This window comes from Thauera sp. AutoDN2 (assembly GCF_051280715.1).
Lineage (GTDB): Bacteria > Pseudomonadota > Gammaproteobacteria > Burkholderiales > Rhodocyclaceae > Thauera.
The window spans coordinates 40,090-58,202 of sequence record NZ_JBNCAR010000004.1; the positions used below are offsets into that span (position 1 = coordinate 40,090).

14 protein-coding genes are annotated in these 18,113 nt (G+C 67.3%); 6 read left to right on the forward strand and 8 right to left on the reverse strand.

Features of this window, described 5'->3' with window-relative positions; all coding sequences use genetic code 11:
* Positions 1-130: 130 nt before the first annotated feature.
* The 8 genes from ACPT9U_RS03770 to putA form a co-directional block, all read right to left on the reverse strand.
* Positions 131-2,134, reverse strand: coding sequence for a methyl-accepting chemotaxis protein (locus ACPT9U_RS03770; protein WP_435749937.1), 2,004 nt, complete (start codon positions 2,132-2,134; stop codon positions 131-133).
* 125 nt (positions 2,135-2,259) lie between these two features.
* Positions 2,260-3,162 carry a DMT family transporter gene (locus ACPT9U_RS03775; protein ID WP_435749938.1) on the reverse strand — a complete coding sequence of 301 codons (903 nt, stop codon included), beginning with the start codon at positions 3,160-3,162 and terminating at the stop codon, positions 2,260-2,262.
* A 39-nt stretch (positions 3,163-3,201) separates the two neighbouring features.
* Positions 3,202-3,915: an ABC transporter ATP-binding protein gene (locus ACPT9U_RS03780; protein ID WP_418364090.1), complete on the reverse strand. Its 714-nt coding sequence runs from the start codon at positions 3,913-3,915 to the stop codon at positions 3,202-3,204.
* Positions 3,915-4,802: an ABC transporter ATP-binding protein gene (locus tag ACPT9U_RS03785; protein WP_435749939.1), complete on the reverse strand. Its 888-nt coding sequence runs from the start codon at positions 4,800-4,802 to the stop codon at positions 3,915-3,917. The genes ACPT9U_RS03780 and ACPT9U_RS03785 overlap by 1 nt, the downstream gene beginning before the upstream one ends.
* On the reverse strand, positions 4,799-6,130 hold the full coding sequence (livM, locus tag ACPT9U_RS03790; RefSeq protein ID WP_435749940.1) for a high-affinity branched-chain amino acid ABC transporter permease LivM: 1,332 nt from the start codon (positions 6,128-6,130) through the stop codon (positions 4,799-4,801). The genes ACPT9U_RS03785 and livM overlap by 4 nt, the downstream gene beginning before the upstream one ends.
* Complete coding sequence (locus tag ACPT9U_RS03795; RefSeq protein WP_418363923.1) at positions 6,130-7,044, reverse strand: ABC transporter permease subunit; 915 nt, start codon at positions 7,042-7,044, stop codon at positions 6,130-6,132. Before ACPT9U_RS03795 ends, livM begins: the two co-directional genes overlap by 1 nt.
* A 144-nt stretch (positions 7,045-7,188) precedes the next feature.
* Positions 7,189-8,283: a branched-chain amino acid ABC transporter substrate-binding protein gene (locus ACPT9U_RS03800; RefSeq protein WP_418363922.1), complete on the reverse strand. Its 1,095-nt coding sequence runs from the start codon at positions 8,281-8,283 to the stop codon at positions 7,189-7,191.
* Positions 8,284-8,480: 197 nt separating this feature from the next.
* Positions 8,481-12,200 (reverse strand): trifunctional transcriptional regulator/proline dehydrogenase/L-glutamate gamma-semialdehyde dehydrogenase, encoded by a 3,720-nt coding sequence (gene putA, locus ACPT9U_RS03805; protein WP_435749941.1) that lies wholly within the window; start codon positions 12,198-12,200, stop codon positions 8,481-8,483.
* Between the two features lie 185 nt (positions 12,201-12,385).
* Here putA and ACPT9U_RS03810 point away from each other — a divergent pair, with 185 nt between their 5' ends.
* The 6 genes from ACPT9U_RS03810 to ACPT9U_RS03835 all read left to right on the forward strand — a co-directional run bounded on the left by ACPT9U_RS03810 (position 12,386) and on the right by ACPT9U_RS03835 (position 18,109).
* Complete coding sequence (locus ACPT9U_RS03810; RefSeq protein WP_418363920.1) at positions 12,386-12,853, forward strand: Lrp/AsnC ligand binding domain-containing protein; 468 nt, start codon at positions 12,386-12,388, stop codon at positions 12,851-12,853.
* A 107-nt stretch (positions 12,854-12,960) separates the two neighbouring features.
* Complete coding sequence (gene gshA / locus ACPT9U_RS03815) at positions 12,961-14,259, forward strand: glutamate--cysteine ligase (RefSeq protein WP_435749942.1); 1,299 nt, start codon at positions 12,961-12,963, stop codon at positions 14,257-14,259.
* Positions 14,260-14,318: 59 nt separating this feature from the next.
* A complete protein-coding gene (gene gshB, locus ACPT9U_RS03820) occupies positions 14,319-15,275 on the forward strand; it encodes a glutathione synthase (protein ID WP_435749943.1) in 957 nt (318 codons plus the stop codon).
* Between the two features lie 26 nt (positions 15,276-15,301).
* Entirely contained in the window at positions 15,302-16,324 is a 1,023-nt protein-coding gene (locus tag ACPT9U_RS03825; protein WP_435750024.1) for an FAD:protein FMN transferase, read from the forward strand.
* 25 nt (positions 16,325-16,349) lie between these two features.
* A complete protein-coding gene (locus ACPT9U_RS03830; protein WP_435749944.1) occupies positions 16,350-17,054 on the forward strand; it encodes a ZapG family protein in 705 nt (234 codons plus the stop codon).
* A 170-nt stretch (positions 17,055-17,224) separates the two neighbouring features.
* A complete protein-coding gene (locus ACPT9U_RS03835) occupies positions 17,225-18,109 on the forward strand; it encodes a DUF6279 family lipoprotein (RefSeq protein ID WP_435749945.1) in 885 nt (294 codons plus the stop codon).
* The last annotated feature ends 4 nt before the right edge of the window (positions 18,110-18,113 follow it).

Below are 18,113 nucleotides of genomic sequence, written 5' to 3' on the forward strand. Positions count from 1 at the left end.
ATGCGTTGAAGTGCTCTGATGTCTTTTAAAAAGAACTATTGGTTATTTGTTGCGGGTGGTCCAGCGATGAGAGGCCTGCGGCGAGATCCCCGATATCGTGCGGTGGATCTCGGCCACAGATTCACCCCGCTCAGGTGCGGAAGCGCTCGACCAGGCCAGAAAGCGCGGTGGCGACGCGGGTGAGTTCCTCTGCGGTTCTTGCACTTTCGTGCGCCGAGCCGCTGTTTTGCTCGGTCATCGCGGCAATGCGTTCGGCATTAGATGCGACCTGCTGGATGGCAAGATCCTGCTCGCGGATGGCGTCGGCCATGCCCTGCACGCTCTGCGCAACCTGCTCCGAACTGTCACCGATGCTGCGCAGGGCCGTCTCGGTACGTGATACGAGCTCCAGGCTACCGCTGACGTTCTCGCCCGCGGACTGCATCGAGGTGACCGTACCGCCGATATGCTGCTGGATCTCACCGATCAGGCCGCTGATCTCCTGGGTGGATGCGGCCGTGCGCTCGGCGAGCTTGCGCACCTCGTCCGCGACCACGGCGAAACCGCGGCCCTGCTCCCCAGCGCGCGCGGCCTCGATCGCGGCGTTGAGGGCGAGCAGGTTGGTCTGTTCGGCGATTTCGCGGATGGCGCTGACGATGCCGCCGATCTGCTTGGAGCTCGAGGCGAGGGACTCGACATCGTCCTGCGAGGCGCGCACCTGACCGGCGGCATCTTCGACGCGCTTGACCATCTCCTGCATGATGCCCAGCGCTGCCTTCGTTTCATCCGAGGCCTTGTCGACGAGTTCGGCCGCCACCGCGGCGCGCGATGCCGTCTCGCTGACGCTGCTCGAAACCTCGGTGGCAGCAGCGGCTACGGTTGCGGCAGCTTCGGCCTGGGAGCCTGCGCTGCGGCTGAGCTGTGCGCTCGAGGCCGAGATCGCCGTGGCTGCGGACGACACCCCTTGGCTGGAACTGCGGGCTTCGGACAGGATCTGGCGGAAGCTGTCGATGAGGCGATTGAAGGCCTGCGCGGTGCGCTGCACCTCGGCTACGCCGGCGACCGGGACGCGCCGGGTGAAGTCCTCATCGCTGGCGATCTGCTCCGCGATCTGCACGGCCTGGGTGAGCGGGCGGCTGATGCTGCGCCCGAGCAGGATCGAGATGAGCAAGGTGGCGGCGATGGCGATGACCGACAGGCCGATGGTGACGGACAGGGTCTGGGTGCTCTTCGCGACCAGTTGTTCGGCCATTGCGGCGATCTCATCACAGACCTGCTGCTCGAGCCGGTAGAGGCGGTCGATGTAGGCGGTACTGGTTGCGAACCACTCCGCACCCTGGATCCCGAATTCGCCGTAGGCCTGGCGCTCGCTCATTACGTTGCGCATGCGCGCGACGGCCTCGCGCTCGGGCGAGGCCTCGATCTCACGCAGGACCGCCTGGGCATCCGTGCCGGCCATCGAGTTGAAGATCTCGAAGAAGGCTTGCTGGCGGTAGATGCGCTCCTGAATGGCGCGATACTGCTCCGAGGTAACCCAGTCCGTGCCGAAGGCCTGAGTGCCGAGGGCGCGTTCCTGGCCGGCGGCTTCCTTCGCACGGATGAGCGCTTCGAGCGCCGAGGCGTGCTGCCCGATCATCGGGTCGGTGTTGAACTGTGCGGCCGTGCCCACGAGCTGGATCAGCGCGTTGATGACGCTGGTGTAGTAACGGGCGCTTTCGCCTGCGCCGATGCTCAACTGCTGCGCCTGCGTGCGCATCTCGGCGAGCTGCTGCAGATGCCCCTCGATGTCGGCGACGAGCTTCTCTGCCGCGGGGGTGTCGGCCGTGATCGTCTGCTGGTGTCGACTACGAAACTGTGCGACTGCCGTGTCTGTCACCTGCCGGAAGCCAGGCAGGGCATCACGCAACTGCTGCCCCGATGAGCTGATGAAGCCGCCAGTGGCACCGCGCTCGACCTGCAGGCGGTGGATCAGCTCGCTGGTCGCGGCGCTGAGCCTCGACAGGCGCTCGGTGGTTTCGGCTGAGTGCGAACGCTCCTGGGCCGACTGCCCCAGCAGGACGGCAAAGACGATGATGACGAGCAGCGGCAAGGCAACGATGATGCCGAGACGGCTGGCGATCGACCGGGACGGGCGGATGTGGGTAGCGGGTTCCATCTGCGTTCCTTGGTGCGGGCGGTGAGGTGCTGCGGGGCCTTCGGGCGGCGATTCAGCCGCCGGGCTCAGGTACGACAAGTTATCGTCACGGCGGTGCGAGACTTTAGCGTGGGTTTGCCAGGCGCTCAGCCCTTCTCGCCCTTTGCCGCCAGGTAGATCCCCACCAGCAGCAGGCTGAAACCGACGAACTGCAGCGGCGCAAAGCTTTCGCCGAAAATGAGGAAGGCCATCAGCGCGCTACCCACCGGTTCCCCGAGCGTGACCACCGCGACGAAGGTGGCGGACACGTAGCGTAGCGACCAGTTGTAGGCGGTGTGGCCGAGCAGTTGCGGGCCCACCGCCATTGCGAGCAGGACCAGCCAGGCGGTGCCCGACAGGGCGATGAGCTCCACCCCACCCACGCCGCTGGCGGCGAAGAGAAACAGCGCCGCAGCGCCATAGGCCAGCCAGATGTAGGCAGGCAACCCGAGCCCGGCGCGCAGCCGGCGCCCGATCAACAGGTAGGCGGAAAAACACCAGCTCCCGATCAGCGCCAGCAGGTTGCCCAGCATCGGGTTGCTGCCTGCGCCAGCGGTCTGGCTGTCGCTCCAGAAGATGAACAGGCTGCCGGCGAACGACAGCGCGATGCCGCCGATCATCATCCGCGTCGGGGTCTCGCGGAAGATCAGGAAGGAAGCCAGGCCGATCCAGAGCGGGTTGGTGGTGACGAGCGCGGTGCTGGAGGCGACCGAGGTGTATTCCAGCGAACTGATCCAGGTAGCGAAGTGCAGGGCGAGAAAGAAGCCCGCCACCAGCGCCATGCCGATCTGCCTGCGGGTGAGCCGTGCCAGTTCGTGGCGCGATTGCAGCAGGGCGATCGGGGTGATGATCAATGCCGCGAGCCCCAAGCGCCAGGTCGCCACGGTAAGGGAGCTGACACCCTCGGCCTGGGCGAGGCGGGCGAAGATGGCGCCGAAGGAGATTGCGGTGAGGCCGATGCCGAGGACGACGAAAGGCAGCCAGCGGGCGGGTTGGGAGGTGTCGGACATGGATTCGCGCGAAACGGGAGGGCTGCGGATGATCGCCGATCAGGCGTGCCCGCCCTCCAGGTAGGCTGCACGCACTTCCGTACTCGCCAGCAGTTCGGCCCCGGTGCCGGCGAGGGTGATCTCGCCGTGCTGCAGCACGTAGCCGCGGTCGGCTACGCGCAGGGCCTGGTTGGCGTTCTGCTCGACGAGCAGGATGGTCATGCCGTGGTCGCGGTTGAGTTCGCGGATGATCTGGAACACCTTGCGGATGTAGATCGGCGCCAGCCCGAGTGAAGGCTCGTCGAGCAGCAGCAGCTTGGGGCGGCTCATCAGCGCGCGGCCGATCGCGAGCATCTGCTGTTCCCCGCCCGACAAGGTGCCGGCGCGTTGCGTGCGTCGCTCCTCGAGAATGGGAAACATCGCAAACACGCGCGCGATGTCGGCATCGTAGTTCGCCGGGTCGGCATGCGCCGTTCCCATCTGCAGGTTCTCGATCACCGTCATGCGCGGAAAGATGCGCCGGCCTTCGGGCACCAGGGCGATGCCGCGACGGGCGATCTCGTGGGTATGGACGCGGGTGATGTCCTCGCCGTCGAACACGATGCGCCCCGCGCTGGCCTTGGGGTTGCCGAACAGGCTCATCATCAGCGTGGATTTTCCGGCGCCGTTGGCACCGATCAGGGTGACGATCTCCCCGACCTGAACCTCGATGTCGATACCGCGCAGTGCGTGGATATGTCCGTAATGGGCGTGCACGCCCTCCATCGTGAGCATCATGCCGGCTGCCCCCCCTTGCGTGTCTCGGTCATGCCTTCCTCGGCAAGTTTCTCGGCGATGCCCGCTTCGGCTTCTTCCTCGTCCTCGCCGAGGTAGGCCTTGATCACCTCCGGGTTGTTCCGGACCTCCTCGGGAGTGCCTTCGGCGATCTTGCGCCCGTAGCTGATCACGCCGATGTGGTCGGAGACGTTCATCACCACGCTCATGTCGTGCTCGATGAGCAGGATCGCGATGCCCAGTTCGCCGCACAGGTAGAGCAGCAGCTCGTTGAGTTCGGCCGATTCGCGCGGGTTGAGGCCGGCCGCCGGTTCGTCCAGGCACAGCAGAACCGGGTCGACGCACAGCGCACGTGCGATCTCGATGCGGCGCTGGATGCCGTAGGGCAGGTCGCCCGCGGCGTGGTCGGCGAGGTGGGTGAGCTTGAGCCGTTCGAGCCACATCGCCGCGCGCTCGATCGCCTGCCTCTCCGCCTGGCGGTAGCCGGGCAGCTTGAAGATTCCGGCGATGGAGAATCTCGAGGCGCGCTGCAGCACGTTGTGCTGGGCGACGATGAGGTTCTCCAGCACCGTCATTTTCGGGAACAGGCGGATGTTCTGGAAGGTGCGCACCACCTGGGCGTCGCGCGCGACCCGGTGGCTGGGCAGCTTCTCCAGCAGTATCTCGCCGCGCACGGGATGTGCCAGGCGCAGCGTGCCGGTGGTCGGCTTGTAGAAGCCGGTGAGGCAGTTGAACAGCGTGGTCTTGCCCGCGCCATTGGGGCCGATGATGCCGGTGATGCGGCCGGCCGGCACCTCGAGCGACAGATCGTCGATCGCGGTCAGACCGCCGAAGCGCATGGTCAGCTTGCGCACCGACAGCAGGGTGCCCTTGTCGTGTGCGCTCATCGTGCGCCCTCCTTGTCGCTGGCGGCGGCGCCCGCAGGCTGCAGGCGTACCGTGGGTTCGCGGTGCGACAGCAGGCCGCCGGGCTTCCACACCATGATCAGCACCATCGCAGCGCCGAACAGCAGCATGCGGTACTCGGAGAAGTTGCGCCCGAACTCGGGGATCAGCACCAGCAGCGTTGCCGCAAGCACCACGCCCATTTGCGAGCCCATGCCGCCCAGTACCACGATGGCGAGGATGATCGCCGACTCGGTGAAGGTGAAGCTCTCCGGCGAGATGAAGCCCTGGCGCGCGGCGAAAAAGACCCCGGCGAAGCCGCCCAGCATGGCGCCGATGGCGAAGGCCGAGAGCTTGATGTTGGTGGTGTTCATGCCCATGGCCTGGCAGGCGATCTCGTCCTCGCGGAGTGCCTCCCAGGCGCGGCCGACGGGCAGTTTGCGCAGCCGCGACACGAACGCGTGGGTGAGCAGGGCCAACACCAGGATCAGGTAGTAGAGGAAGATCAGCCGGTGCATGGCCGAGAACTCCAGGCCGAAGAAGCTGGCGAAGGTCTGTGTGCCTTCCGGTGCGCTGCGGGTGAACTCGAGGCCGAAGAAGCTTGGGCGCGGGATCGAGCTGATCCCGTTGGGGCCGCCGGAGAATTCGGTCCAGTTCACCAGGATCACACGGATGATCTCCCCGAAGCCCAGCGTGACGATGGCGAGATAGTCGCCACGCAGGCGCAGGATCGGATAGCCCAGGAGGATGCCGAAGCTGGCCGCGAGTGCGCCGGAGACGGGCAAGGCCTCCCAGAAGCCCCAGCCGTACTGGGTGGACAGCAGCGCGTAGGAATAGGCGCCCACCGCGTAGAAGGCGACGTAGCCCAGGTCGAGCAGGCCCGCGAGTCCCACGACCACGTTGAGGCCCCAGCCCAGCATCACGTAGATCAGCACCGTGGTGGCGGTGTCGACCACATAGCGGTTGTCGGAGTACATGATGGGCAGCGCGATCGAGGCGCCGAGCGCCACCCAGCCCAGGATGTTGACCACCTTCTGCGCGCCATGTGCACGTTGCGCGGCGGTGGTGGTGCTGGCCTGCTCGCGGGTGAGCTTGCGGTTGCGCATGTGGTCGATGCCCCAGCGCAGCAACAGGCGCCCCGCGAAGGCGGCGGTGACGAAGGCTGCGAGCAGGCCGAAGCGGGTGTCGACCGCCAGTCGCCCGCCCACGTCCACTGTGGTCAGGCCGATCAGCGGCACGCCGAGGATGAGACCCACGAAGGCTACCCAGCCGGCGTCGCGCAGACGCTCGGCGGGGGTCATGGCATGGCGGGCGAAGACGATGGTGCTCATCAGACCTTCTCCACTTCGGGCCGGCCGAGCAGGCCGGAGGGGCGCAACATCAGCACCAGGCACAGGATGCTGAAGGTGGCGACGTCCTTGTATTCCGCCCACAGGTAGGCGGCCCAGAAGGACTCGATGAGCCCGATCAGCAGCCCGCCCAGCATGGCCCCCGGCAGCGAGCCGATGCCGCCCAGCACTGCGGCGGTGAAGGCCTTGATGCCGGCGAGGAAGCCGATGAAGAAATCCACCACGCCGTAGTACACCGTCACCATCACCCCGGCGACCGCAGCCAGCGCCGCGCCGAGCATGAAGGTGTAGGAGATGGTGCGGTCCACATTGACCCCGAGCAGCCCCGCCATGGTGCGGTCCTGTTCGCAGGCGCGCTGCTGGCGGCCGAAGGGGGTCTGCGTGATCATCCACGTGAAGGCGGTCATCAGGATCACGGTCGTGACGATGATCAGCATCTGGCTCCAGCCGATCTGCACCGTGAAGGCGGGGTTGTCCCACAGCACGATGCCGCCCTCGAGCACCGGTGGGATCGGCTTGACGCGCGCACCCTGGGTGAGCTGCACGGTGTTCTGCAGGAAGATCGACATGCCGATCGCGGAAATGAGCGGCGCCAGCCGCGTCGAGCCGCGCAGCGGGCGGTACGCGGTGCGCTCGACCGCCCAGCCGTAGGCTGAGGTGAAGAAGATCGCCACGATCAGCACGAAGGTGAGTGCGAGCGGGATCGAGGTCACGTCGGCTGCGGCGAGGATGGTAAAGGCGGTGATCGCGATGAACGCGCTCACCATGAAGATGTCGCCATGGGCGAAGTTGATCATGCCGATGATGCCGTACACCATCGTGTAGCCGATGGCGATGAGGCCGTACATGGCGCCGAGCGTGAGCCCGTTGATCAGTTGCTGGAGTGCGTAGGCCACGATGTCTCCCGTGGAGGCACGATGGCGCCCGCGCCGGTGTGGCCGATGCGGGTGCCGGGTGCCGTCTTGTCGTTTGATTGCAGGGTCGCCTCCCGCCTCGTGGGCGGAGGGCGACCGATGCCCCGGACAGTCCGGGGCGGGTGATTACTGCGCGTAGTCGTACTGGCCGCCCTGCCAGCGATAGACCACGAAGCCCGGCGCCTTCTGGTCGCCCTTGGCGTCGAAGGACAGCTCGCCGATCACGGTGTTGAAGCTGCCGCCACGCATCGCCTTCTCGAGGTCGGCGTATTGGGTGCTCTTGGCTGCGGTGGCGGCCTGCTCGAAGAGCTGGAAGGCAGCGTAGGCGTAGAGCACATAGCCTTCGGGCTCGACCTTGGCGGCGCGGAACTTCTCCACCACGGGGGCAGCGTCGGCGTTCTTGCGCGGGTCGGGCGAGAAGGTGAACAGCACCTTGTCCGCAGCCGGGCCGGCGGCGGTGACGAGCTCGGAGTTGGTCATGGTGTCGCCGCCCATCACGGTCAGGTCGAGGCCGGCGGCCTGGGCCTGGCGCAGGATGAGCGCAACCTCGGTGTGGTAGCCGCCGTAGGCCATCACCTCGACGCCGGCCTGCTTGAGCTTGGTGACCAGGCCCGAGTAGTCCTTCTCGCCGGCAGTGATCGCCTCGCGCAACGTCGGCTTGAGACCCTTGGCTTCCATCGCCTTGGCCATCTCGTCGGCCAGGCCCTTGCCGTAGGCGCTCTTGTCGTCGACCACGGCGGCCTTCTTGCCGGCGAACTTCTCGGCGATGTAGCTGCCCGCCACCAGGCCCTGCTGGTCGTCACGGCCCATGATGCGGAAGATGTTGTTCAGCCCGCGCTCGGTGACCTGCGGGTTGGTCGACACCGTGGCCATCAGGATGTCGGCTTCGTTGTACACCTCGGAGGCGGGGATGGTCGAGCTCGAGCACCAGTGGCCGTGCATGAACACGATGTTCTTGTTGACCATGGTGTTCGCCACCGACACCGCCTGCTTGGGATCGCAGGCGTCGTCGCCCACCTCCAGCTTGAGCTTCTCGCCGAGCACACCGCCACGTGCGTTGATGTCGGCGATGGCCATTTCCGCGCCCTTGCGGATCTGGTCGCCGGCCGATGCGTACTGGCCGGTCATGGGGCCGGCGATCGCCACGGAAAGATCTGCGAGGGCGGCGGAGGAAAAGCCGCCCAGCGCGAGCACGGCGGTTGCGAGCAGGGTTTTCTTCATGAAACGTCTCCTTCTTGGCTGTGGTTATGGCCTTGGTTCGGGCATCGGGCTCGTGTGCGGAGCCGTTTGCGGCCGCCTAAGGTAAGCGAATTCTCCGAAATTACCATCCGTGCTGGCCCTAGCTGCGGGGGCTTCGCCGGAGATGAACTTCCCCTAGGGTGTAGCCCTGGGGGAAGGTTCTGCGGACCCGGGGGCGTTCAGGCCCCCATCGCCATCAGGCTGGCGTTACCGCCCGCGGCTGCGGTATTGATCGATAGCGTGCGCTCATGCACGAGGCGGGCGAGGTCGTAATCCGGGTTGGGCTGCAGCAACTGGACGATGGGCCCCTTGCGGGCGGCGATGCGCACACGCAGTGCGTCAGCCTCGGTCTCGGGGCCCTCGAACAGCACTGCACCAATGGCCTTTTCGGCCCAGCCTGCATCGAGGGTGATCCGGGCTTGCAATGCCTGGGGCAGTGCCTCGTACACGGCGCGAGCGGCCGCCTTGTCGTCCAGCAGCAGGTGATTGCCACTGGCGAGAGCGGCCATGACCTGATGCAGCACGCCGGTGCGGTGCCCGGCCACGCCGGCGATCGTGCCGCGCGCGGTGAAGCGCAGGCTGTCCTCCTCGCCCGTGGGGCCGGGCAGGGTCAGGCGCAGGCCGCTGAGGCTGCGCGCGCGGCAGGCATCGGCGCGGTCGCGCAGCACGGCCAGTTCGTCACCCTCCACCAGACTGCGGCCGTCGCCGTCCAGCCAACCGAGGAAGCGTTCGAGCGCCTGGTCGGCCGCGCGAGCCTCTTCGTCCTCGCCCACCGTGCATGCGCCATCGGTCAGCGCAGGGCCGGGCGTGCGGGCCAGCAGCCGGTGCAGGTAGAGCGGGCCGCCCGCCTTGGGTCCGGTGCCCGAAAGCCCTTCGCCGCCGAAGGGCTGTACGCCAACGACCGCACCGATGATGTTGCGGTTCACATACAGGTTGCCGACATGGGCGCGTGCGGCGACGCGCTCGACCGTCTCGTCGATGCGCGTGTGCACCCCCATGGTGAGGCCGTAGCCGCTGGCATTGATCGCGTCGATCAGCGTGTCGAGCTCGGCGGCGCGGTAGTGCAGCACGTGCAGGATGGGGCCGAACTGCTCGCGGCCGATTGCGGACAGCGCGTCGATCTCGATGATGGTCGGTGCGACGAAGGTGCCATGCGCGCACCCGGCAGGCAGGGGAAGGCGGGTGACGCGCGCGCCCTTCGCCTGCATCGCGGCAACGTGGGCCTCCAGGCCGGCACGGGCGTCGTCGTCGATGACCGGACCGACGTCCACGCGTACGTCCGCCGGGTCGCCCAGGGCCAGCTCGTCGAGTGCGCCGCGCAGCATGTGCAGCACGCCGTCGGCGATGTCGTCCTGCAGGCAGAGCACGCGCAGTGCCGAGCAGCGCTGGCCGGCAGAGTCGAAGGCGGAGGCGAGGACGTCGGCCACCACCTGCTCGGGCAGTGCGGTGGAGTCGACGATCATCGCGTTCTGTCCGCCGGTCTCGGCGATCAACGGGATATCGCCACCGCGCTCGGCAAGTGTGCGGTTGATCAGCGTTGCGACCTCGGTGGAGCCGGTGAACATCACCCCGCGCACGCGGGTGTCGGCCACCAGCGTGGCGCCGACCGCTTCGCCACGGCCGGGCAGCAGCTGCAGCGCTGCGGTCGGCACCCCGGCTTCGTGCAGCAGGCGCACCGCATGGGCCGCGATCAGCGGAGTCTGCTCGGCCGGCTTGGCCAGGACCGGGTTGCCGGCGGCAAGCGCGGCGGCGGCCTGGCCGGTAAAGATGGCGAGCGGGAAGTTCCACGGGCTGATGCATAGCACCGGGCCGAGCGGCACATGGCTGGCGGCATCGAAGCCGCGCGCCTGCTGGGCGTAGTAGCGCAGGAAGTCGACCGCCTCGCGCAGCTCGGCGACGGCATTGGTCCAGGATTTGCCGGCCTCGCGGATTGCGAGTGCGAGCAGGGTGTCGGTGTCCCGCTCGAACAAATCGGCGGCGCGCATCAGTGCATCGCAGCGCTCGGTTGCCGGGGTGGAGGCCCACTCGGCTGCCGCGGCGCTGGCGGCGGCCAGCGCCCGCTCGATGTCGTCGGCGCTTGCTTCGGCAGCATTGCCGACGGGGTCCTGGTGGTTGGCGGGGTTGTGTATCGGCAGTGCGGTAGCGGGGGTAATCTTGCCGGCGACCACCGGCCCACCTGTGAAGGCGCTTGTGCGCGAGGCGGCCAGTGCCATGGCGATCCGTGCGCGCACCGGCTCGCTGGCGAGGTCGACGCCGGCGGAGTTGGTGCGCTGTGCGCCGAACAGTTCGGCCGGCAGCGGGATCTTCGGATGCGGCGCGCCCGCAAGCGGCGCAGCCTGCTCAACCGGGTCAGCGATCAGCTCTTCGACTGGCACGCGCTCATCTACGATGCGATTGACGAAGCTGGTGTTGGCACCGTTTTCGAGCAGGCGGCGCACCAGGTAGGCGAGCAGGGTCTCGTGGCTGCCCACCGGCGCGTAGATGCGCACCATGCGGTGGCGGTCGGCACGACCGACGATCTGGTCGTAGAGCGGCTCGCCCATGCCGTGCAGGCACTGGAACTCGTAGTCACCCGGCTGCCAGGGGCGGCCGTCGGCGGCGGCGAGGTGGAAGATTGCTGCCAGCGAGTGTGCGTTGTGGGTGGCGAACTGCGGGTAGATCACGTCGCGCGCAGTGAGCAGCTTCTTCGCGCAGGCAAGGTAGGCGACGTCGGTGTAGACCTTGCGGGTATAGACGGGGTAGCCGCCAAGACCGTCGATCTGTGCGCGCTTGATCTCGGCGTCCCAGTATGCGCCCTTGACCAAGCGCACCATCATGCGCTGGCCGCTTCGGCGTGCGAGGTCGATGACGAAGTCGAGCACGAAGGGCGCCCGCTTCTGATAGGCCTGCACGACGAAGCCCAGACCGCTCCAGCCGGCGAGTGCATCGTCGGTGGCAAGCGCCTCGAGCAGGTCGAGCGAAAGATCGAGACGCTCGGCTTCCTCGGCGTCGATGTTGAGGCCGATGTCGTAGCCCCGTGCCTGCAGGCACAGGGTCTTGAGCCTGGGCAGCAGCTCGGCGAGCACACGCTCGCGCTGCGACCAGGTGTAGCGCGGGTGCAGGGCCGAGAGCTTGACCGAGATGCCGTTGCCATCGACCACGCCGCGGCCCTTCGAAGCCTGCCCGATGGCGTGGATGGCGCTTTCGTAGTCCTTGAAGTAGCGCTCGGCGTCTGCGGCGGTCATCGCGGCCTCGCCCAGCATGTCGAAGGAGTAGCGGTAGCCCTTCTTCTCATGCTCGCGGCCGCGCTTGAGGGCTTCGTCGATGTCGCGGCCGGTGACGAACTGCTCGCCCAGCATGCGCATCGCAAGGTCCATGCCTTTGCGGATCAGCGGCTCTCCACCGCGCGCCATCAGCCGGGTGAGCGCCGAAGACAGACCCTCCTCGCTGCTGGTCGACACCAGTCTGCCGGTGATCAGGAGGCCCCAGGTGGCGGCGTTGACGAACAGTGAGGGGCTGTTGCCGATGTGTGCGCGCCAGTCGCCGTCGGCGAGCTTGTCGCGGATCAGACGGTCGGCGGTCGCCTTGTCGGGCACGCGCAGCAGCGCTTCGGCCAGGCACATCAGTGCCACGCCTTCCTGGCTGGAAAGCGAGAACTCCTTCATCAGCGCATCCACGCCCGAGGAGCGGGTGCGGGTGGCGCGCAGGCCGCTCACCAGATCATGGGCGAGGCGGTGTACCCCGTCGCGCAGGGTATCGGGGATGCGGGCAGATTCGATCAGCCCGGGGATGCACTCCGGTTCCGGACTGCGCCAGGCTGCGTCGATCGCAAGGCGAAGCGCACTCCGCGGGCGCTCGGGCAGGGCCGCCGTGCTGGGGGCGATGGGGGCGGCACAAGGCTGGGTCTGGATCGGTGTCACGGCCGGGGCTCCGTCGGGGGCTTGCGAGGGGCTTGTGCAGGGAGGCTGCGAAGCGCGTCGCACATGTCTTCAATAGGCCGCATTCTTTGCGAAAAACTGGAGTTAATGGCTCCAAAATTTGCATTTATAAAGTCATAATTCCCGAATTGAACCCTACATGCAGGCAGAACGCCTGTTGCGCCGCAATGGATCGCATCGATCAGAAGATTCTCGCTGAACTCCAGGCCGATGCCCGCCTGTCCATCGTCGAGCTGTCACGCCGGGTCGGCCTGACCAAGACGCCCTGTGCCGAGCGGATCCGCCGCCTTGAGAAAGCCGGCGTTATTCGCGGCTATCATGCAGCGCTCGACCCTGCGGCGGTGGGGGCCGGCCACATCGTGGTGGTGCAGGTGCTGCTGACCAGCACGACCGAGCAGGATCTGCGCCGCTTCAACGAGGCCGTGCGGCGCATTCCCGAGATCGAGTCCTGCTTGATGATCGCGGGCGATTTCGACTATCTGCTGAAGGTGCGCACCCGTGATATCAACGAGTATCGCCGCGTGATGGGTGAGCAGATCTCGAGCTTGCCCTGCGTGAAGCAGACCCACACCTACGTGGTCATGGAGGCGGTGAAGGACGAGCATCGCCTACCGCTGCGTCCGCTTCTCGGGTGACCCGGTTTTTGCCCTCGATGCAATGGGCGCGCGTGCCCTTGGTGTAATATTTCGGCCAATCCATTCGCTGCCCCGCCCGGGTTTGCAGCGCTCTCAAGAGACACTTCATGGTTCCCCATCTCACCACTGCACTGACCGGCCCCCTGCTGGAGCTGGAGCGCCAGTTTCTGGACAACGCCACCGAGATCGAACGCTGGTTCCGGGACCAGTGGCAGGACCACATGCCGCCCTTCTACGGTTCCACCGACCTGCGCAACTCGGGCTTCAAGCTCGCGCCGGTCGACCTGAACCTGTTCCCCGGCGGCTTCAACAACCTCAACGACGCCTTCATGCCCTTGTGCGTGCAGGCGGCGCAGGCGGCGATCGAGCGCATCTGCCCCGATGCCAGCAAGCTGCTGCTGATCCCCGAGAACCACACCCGCAACCAGTTCTACCTGCAGAACGTGGCCAAGCTGGTGTCCATCCTGCGCCTCACCGGCCTCGATGTGCGCATCGGCAGCCTGCTGCCCGACATCGCCGAGCCGACCGTGCTGGAGCTGGCCAACGGTGCCACGCTGACGCTGGAGCCGCTGCGCCGCAGCGGCAGCCGCATCGGCCTGGACAACTTCGACCCCTGCGCGGTGCTGCTGAACAATGATCTGTCCGCCGGCATTCCCGCGGTGCTGACGGGGCTGGACGAACAGTGGCTGATCCCGCCACTGCACGCCGGCTGGCACTCGCGCCGCAAGTCCAAGCACGCCGAGTGCTACGACCGCGTCGCGCGCGAGTTCGCGACCGCGATCGGCATCGACCCCTGGCGCATCAACCCCGAGTTCGGCGTCTGCGGCCAGATCAACTTCCAGGAGCGTACCGGCGAGGAGTGCCTGGCGGCGCAGGTCGATTCGCTGCTCACCCGCATCCGCGCCAAGTACAAGGAATACGGCGTCACCGACGAGCCTTTCGTGGTGGTCAAGGCCGATGCCGGCACCTACGGCATGGGCGTGATGACGGTCAAGGACGCCTCCGAGGTGGTCGGCCTGAACCGTCGCCAGCGCAACAAGATGGCGGTGGTGAAGGAGGGGCTGGAGGTGCACGAGGTCATCATCCAGGAAGGCGTGCACACCTTCGAGACGGTGGAAGACGGCGTCGCCGAGCCGGTCGTCTACATGATGGATCACTACGTGGTGGGCGGCTTCTACCGCGTGCACACCGAGCGCGGCCGCGACGAGAACCTCAACGCGCCGGGCATGCACTTCAAGCCGCTGGCCTTCGACACCTGCTGCACCCTGCCCGACGCAGCGCAGGGCCCCGATGCGCCGCCCAACCGTTTCTACGCCTATGGCGTCGTCGCCCGCCTCGCGCTGCTCGCGGCCTCGGTCGAGATCGAGGAAACCGAACCCGTGACGGATGAGGCGTTGATGGCGTGAGTGGGACGGCGGCGCCTCGGGGCGCCCCGCTTCGGCAAACTGACGCAGGCAAGGACGGTATGAACCGCAAGCTCAAGCTCCTCTTCATCCTGGATCCGCTCGAGGGCCTCAAGGCCTACAAGGATTCCAGCATCGCGATGATGCGCGCCGCCGCGCGCCGTGGCCACGAGGTGTGGTCGCTACAGCGCGCGGGGCTCACCTGGCGCGAAGGCGTGGTGGTGGGCACGGGCTGCGTGCCGCTGGACGTCTGTGACGACGATGCCGCCTGGTACCGGGCGGGTGTGGCGCAGGCCGTGCCGCTATCGGCGTTCGACGCGGTGCTGATGCGTCAGGACCCGCCCTTCGACTTCGAGTACGTCACCGCCACCTGGCTGCTCGAGCGCGCGGCGCAGGCCGGTGTGCGGGTGTTCAATGAACCGCGTGCGGTGCGCGACCACTCCGAGAAGATCGCGATCACCGAGTTCCCGCAGTTCACCGCGACCACGCTGGTGGCGCGCGACCCGGTGGACATTCACGCCTTCATCGACGAACTCGGCGACGTCATCCTCAAGCCGCTCGACGGCATGGGGGGCAGCCAGATCTTCCGCGTGCGTGTGGATGACCCCAACCGCAACGTGATCGTCGAGACGCTGGCCCACGATGGCGCGCGCACGATCATGGCGCAGCGCTACCTGTCCCAGATCGCCGAGGGTGACAAGCGGGTGCTGATCATAGGCGGCCAGGTCGTGCCCTTTTCGCTGGCGCGCATCCCCCGGGCCGGTGAGACGCGCGGCAACCTGGCCGCGGGCGGGCGCGGCGTGGCGATGCCGCTCACGCCGCGTGAGCGTGAGATTGCCGAATACCTCGCCCCCATCCTGTGGCGGCGGGGTCTGCTCATCATCGGCCTGGACCTGATCGGCGGCTACCTCACCGAGATCAACGTCACCAGCCCGACCTGCATGGTCGAGATCCATGCCCAGCAAGGCTTCGATGTCGCCGGCCTGGTGATCGACACCCTGGAACAGGCGTGCGCCTGAGTCCCGATTTCCCGTTCCCGGCGGCGATGCGCGGGGTTGCGCTGCTGCTGGTTGCCGTACTGCTCGCAGCCTGCTCGCGCGCCGGGGTGTTCCGGCATGAGGCGTATGTCTTCGGCACGCGGGTCGACGTCGCGGTGTATGGCGACAGCCAGGAAGCGGCCGATGCGGCGGCCTATGCCGTGCTGCGCGAGTTCGACCGCCTTCACCGCGCCTACCATGCCTGGGAGCCGTCCGAGCTCACCGCGCTGAACGCTGCGCTGGCCCGTGGCGAAACGGCGGGCGTGTCTGACGAGCTGGCCGCAATGCTGGCTGATGCCCAGCACATCGCCGCCACCGGTGATGGGCTGTTCAATCCGGCGCTTGGCGCGCTGATCGCGCTCTGGGGGTTTCACACGGACACCTTCGTGCCACAGCGGCCCGACCCGGCGGCGCTCGAAGCCCTGCTGCAGACGCGTCCGTCCATGGACGACCTGCACATCGAGGGAAACCGCGTGAGCAGCCGCAACCCGGCGGTGCAGCTCGATCTGGGCGGATACGCCAAGGGCTACGCGCTCGATCGTGCCGCGGCCATCCTGCGCGAGAACGGGGTGAACAATGCGCTCATCAACATCGGCGGCAATGTCATGGCGCTGGGCCGCAAGGGCGACCAGCCGTGGCGCATCGGCGTCCAGCATCCGCGCATGCCCGCGCCCATCGCCACCCTGCCGTTGTACGATGGAGAAGCGGTAGGCACCTCCGGAGACTATCAGCGCTACTTCGAACTCGACGGCGAGCGCTTCTCGCATCTTCTGGATCCGCGCACCGGCCAGCCTGCGCATGGCACTCAGGCGCTCACCATCCTGATCTCTCCGCGCGAGGGCGCCGGCACGCTCTCCGATGCGCCGAGCAAGCCGGCCTACCTTGCCGGTGATGCGTGGCGAGAACATACACGCCGTTTCGGTATCGAACACGCGTTGCGCATCGCTGCCGATGGGCGGGTCGAGGTAACGCGTGCGCTCCGAGCGCGCCTGCAGTTCATGTCGCCCGTGGAGGCGACGGTCATCGATTGAAAAGCAAGGGAGAAAGAAGATGGACATGACACCGCAAACCGCCTGGTTGATCGCAATCTCTGCCGTCGTCATCGTCGGCATCGTCGCTTTCTTCATCGGTCGCAAGTCGGCCGGTACGAAGGAGCGTATCGATCAACTCGAAACCGAACTCCGGAGCAAGCAGGAAGAGGTCGAGGGCTATCGCAAGGAGGTCGAGGCGCACTTCGACAAGACCGCCACGCTGTTCGTGTCGATGGCTGGCGGCTACAAGGAGCTGTTTCAGCATCTGTCTTCCGGCTACGAGAAGCTGTCTACCGGGTCGGCGCGCGAGCTTTTCCAGCAGCGCGTGGATGCACTGCTGGTGGGTACGACCCATGGTGCGGACGAGCAGGCTGGCAAACTCATCGCAGGGGCTGCCGCCGGTGCGGCAGTTGCTGCGACTGCGGTCGAGGCTGAGTCTGTGGCAGCCGATGTCGGCGCTGAAGCTGCTGCTGCAACCGCGCAGGACAGCGAGGCCGAGAAGGGTGCCGCGGATGAAGGCGCTATGGCTGAAGGCGTCGCGGCGGGCGGGCAGTCTGCGCCCGAGGAGGCTTCGGCGACGGCTGCAGGGGAGGCTCCCAGCGACACGCCCGCCCAAGCTGCCGAGGATGCGGAGCGTGCTGCGGTGGAGCCGGTTGCCGGTGCTGCGGATCGCAGCACCAATGAGGCGGCCGGCGTCCAGGCCGCGGATGAGCGGCAGGACGCCCGCTAAGCCACTCGCGCCCGCCCGACCGTACAGGTTCACGCCCCGTCGCCGGCCCTGCGGGCCGGGTGCGGGAGGGAACGCGTCCGCAGGGGGAAATACGCCCGCGCATGCTGCACCGGCTGCGCCGCAAAGTATGGCGCCAGTGAACTTCCCCCGTGCGACAGCGTCTCTCCACCATGCCGAAGACGCTCCGTGCGCTACTTGTGATCCTGCTCGCCGTCCTCCTGCTCGGGGGATGCAGTCTGCGTTTTGCCTACGGCAAGCTGGACTGGCTGGTGCCGTGGTACGTGCGTGATTTCGTGACCCTGAACGCGGGGCAGCGGAGTGACCTCGACCGCCGCCTCGCCGTCCAGCTGACGTGGCACTGCCGCACCCAGCTTGCCGACTATGCCGCGGGTCTGCGAGATGCGCAGACCTTGTTCTCGAGCGACCGCGTCGACGCGGCGCAGCTCGAGGTCTTCCTCCGGCGTGGAGAGGCTTGGTGGCGGGCGGTGCTTGGCGCGCTGATGCCGGACGCCGGCGCCCTGCTTGCCGGCCTTTCTCCCGCCCAGGTCGACGAACTCGATGTCTCGCTGCAGCGGCGCATGGCAGATGCGCGGCGGGACTACCTCTCCGGTAGCGAGGCAGAGCAGCACGCGGCGCGTGTGAAGCGCATGCAGAAGCGCCTTCATCGCTGGCTGGGCGCGTTGAGCCCGCAGCAGCGCGGGCGTGTCGAAGCGTGGAGCCGGGCGTTGCTGCCGACGACCGAGACGTGGCTGCTCGACCGCGAGCGACGCCAGTCTGCGCTGGTAGACGTCCTGCGCGCCGGAGCGGATGCCGCCGCCCTGTCGTCTCACATCCGTCCCCTGCTGTTGCCGGACGAGGGGGGGCTGCCGCCCGCACATCGCGAGCGGCAGGCGCGCAACCGGGCGCTGACCCTGCAACTGCTGGCCGATCTGTTCAATGAGGCGGACATGGGGCAACGCCGCCGCCTGCTGGGCGAGGTCGATGCGCTTGCCAGTCAGTTCGAAAGCATGGCCTGTACGGAGCCTGTTCGCGTTTCCGGCGCCGGCAGCCCATAATCCG

What these genes read in the sequence shown, in the direction of transcription:
- ACPT9U_RS03835 (WP_435749945.1), top strand. Translation starts at nt 17,225, where the DNA reads ATGCCGAAGACGCTCCGTGCGCTACTTGTGATCCTGCTCGCCGTCCTC.
- gshB (WP_435749943.1), top strand. Translation starts at nt 14,319, where the DNA reads ATGAACCGCAAGCTCAAGCTCCTCTTCATCCTGGATCCGCTCGAGGGC.
- ACPT9U_RS03825 (WP_435750024.1), top strand. Translation starts at nt 15,302, where the DNA reads ATGCGCGGGGTTGCGCTGCTGCTGGTTGCCGTACTGCTCGCAGCCTGC.
- gshA (WP_435749942.1), top strand. Translation starts at nt 12,961, where the DNA reads ATGGTTCCCCATCTCACCACTGCACTGACCGGCCCCCTGCTGGAGCTG.
- ACPT9U_RS03800 (WP_418363922.1), bottom strand. Translation starts at nt 8,283, where the DNA reads ATGAAGAAAACCCTGCTCGCAACCGCCGTGCTCGCGCTGGGCGGCTTT.
- ACPT9U_RS03780 (WP_418364090.1), bottom strand. Translation starts at nt 3,915, where the DNA reads ATGCTCACGATGGAGGGCGTGCACGCCCATTACGGACATATCCACGCA.
- ACPT9U_RS03785 (WP_435749939.1), bottom strand. Translation starts at nt 4,802, where the DNA reads ATGAGCGCACACGACAAGGGCACCCTGCTGTCGGTGCGCAAGCTGACC.
- livM (WP_435749940.1), bottom strand. Translation starts at nt 6,130, where the DNA reads ATGAGCACCATCGTCTTCGCCCGCCATGCCATGACCCCCGCCGAGCGT.
- ACPT9U_RS03810 (WP_418363920.1), top strand. Translation starts at nt 12,386, where the DNA reads ATGGATCGCATCGATCAGAAGATTCTCGCTGAACTCCAGGCCGATGCC.
- ACPT9U_RS03770 (WP_435749937.1), bottom strand. Translation starts at nt 2,134, where the DNA reads ATGGAACCCGCTACCCACATCCGCCCGTCCCGGTCGATCGCCAGCCGT.
- ACPT9U_RS03775 (WP_435749938.1), bottom strand. Translation starts at nt 3,162, where the DNA reads ATGTCCGACACCTCCCAACCCGCCCGCTGGCTGCCTTTCGTCGTCCTC.
- ACPT9U_RS03830 (WP_435749944.1), top strand. Translation starts at nt 16,350, where the DNA reads ATGACACCGCAAACCGCCTGGTTGATCGCAATCTCTGCCGTCGTCATC.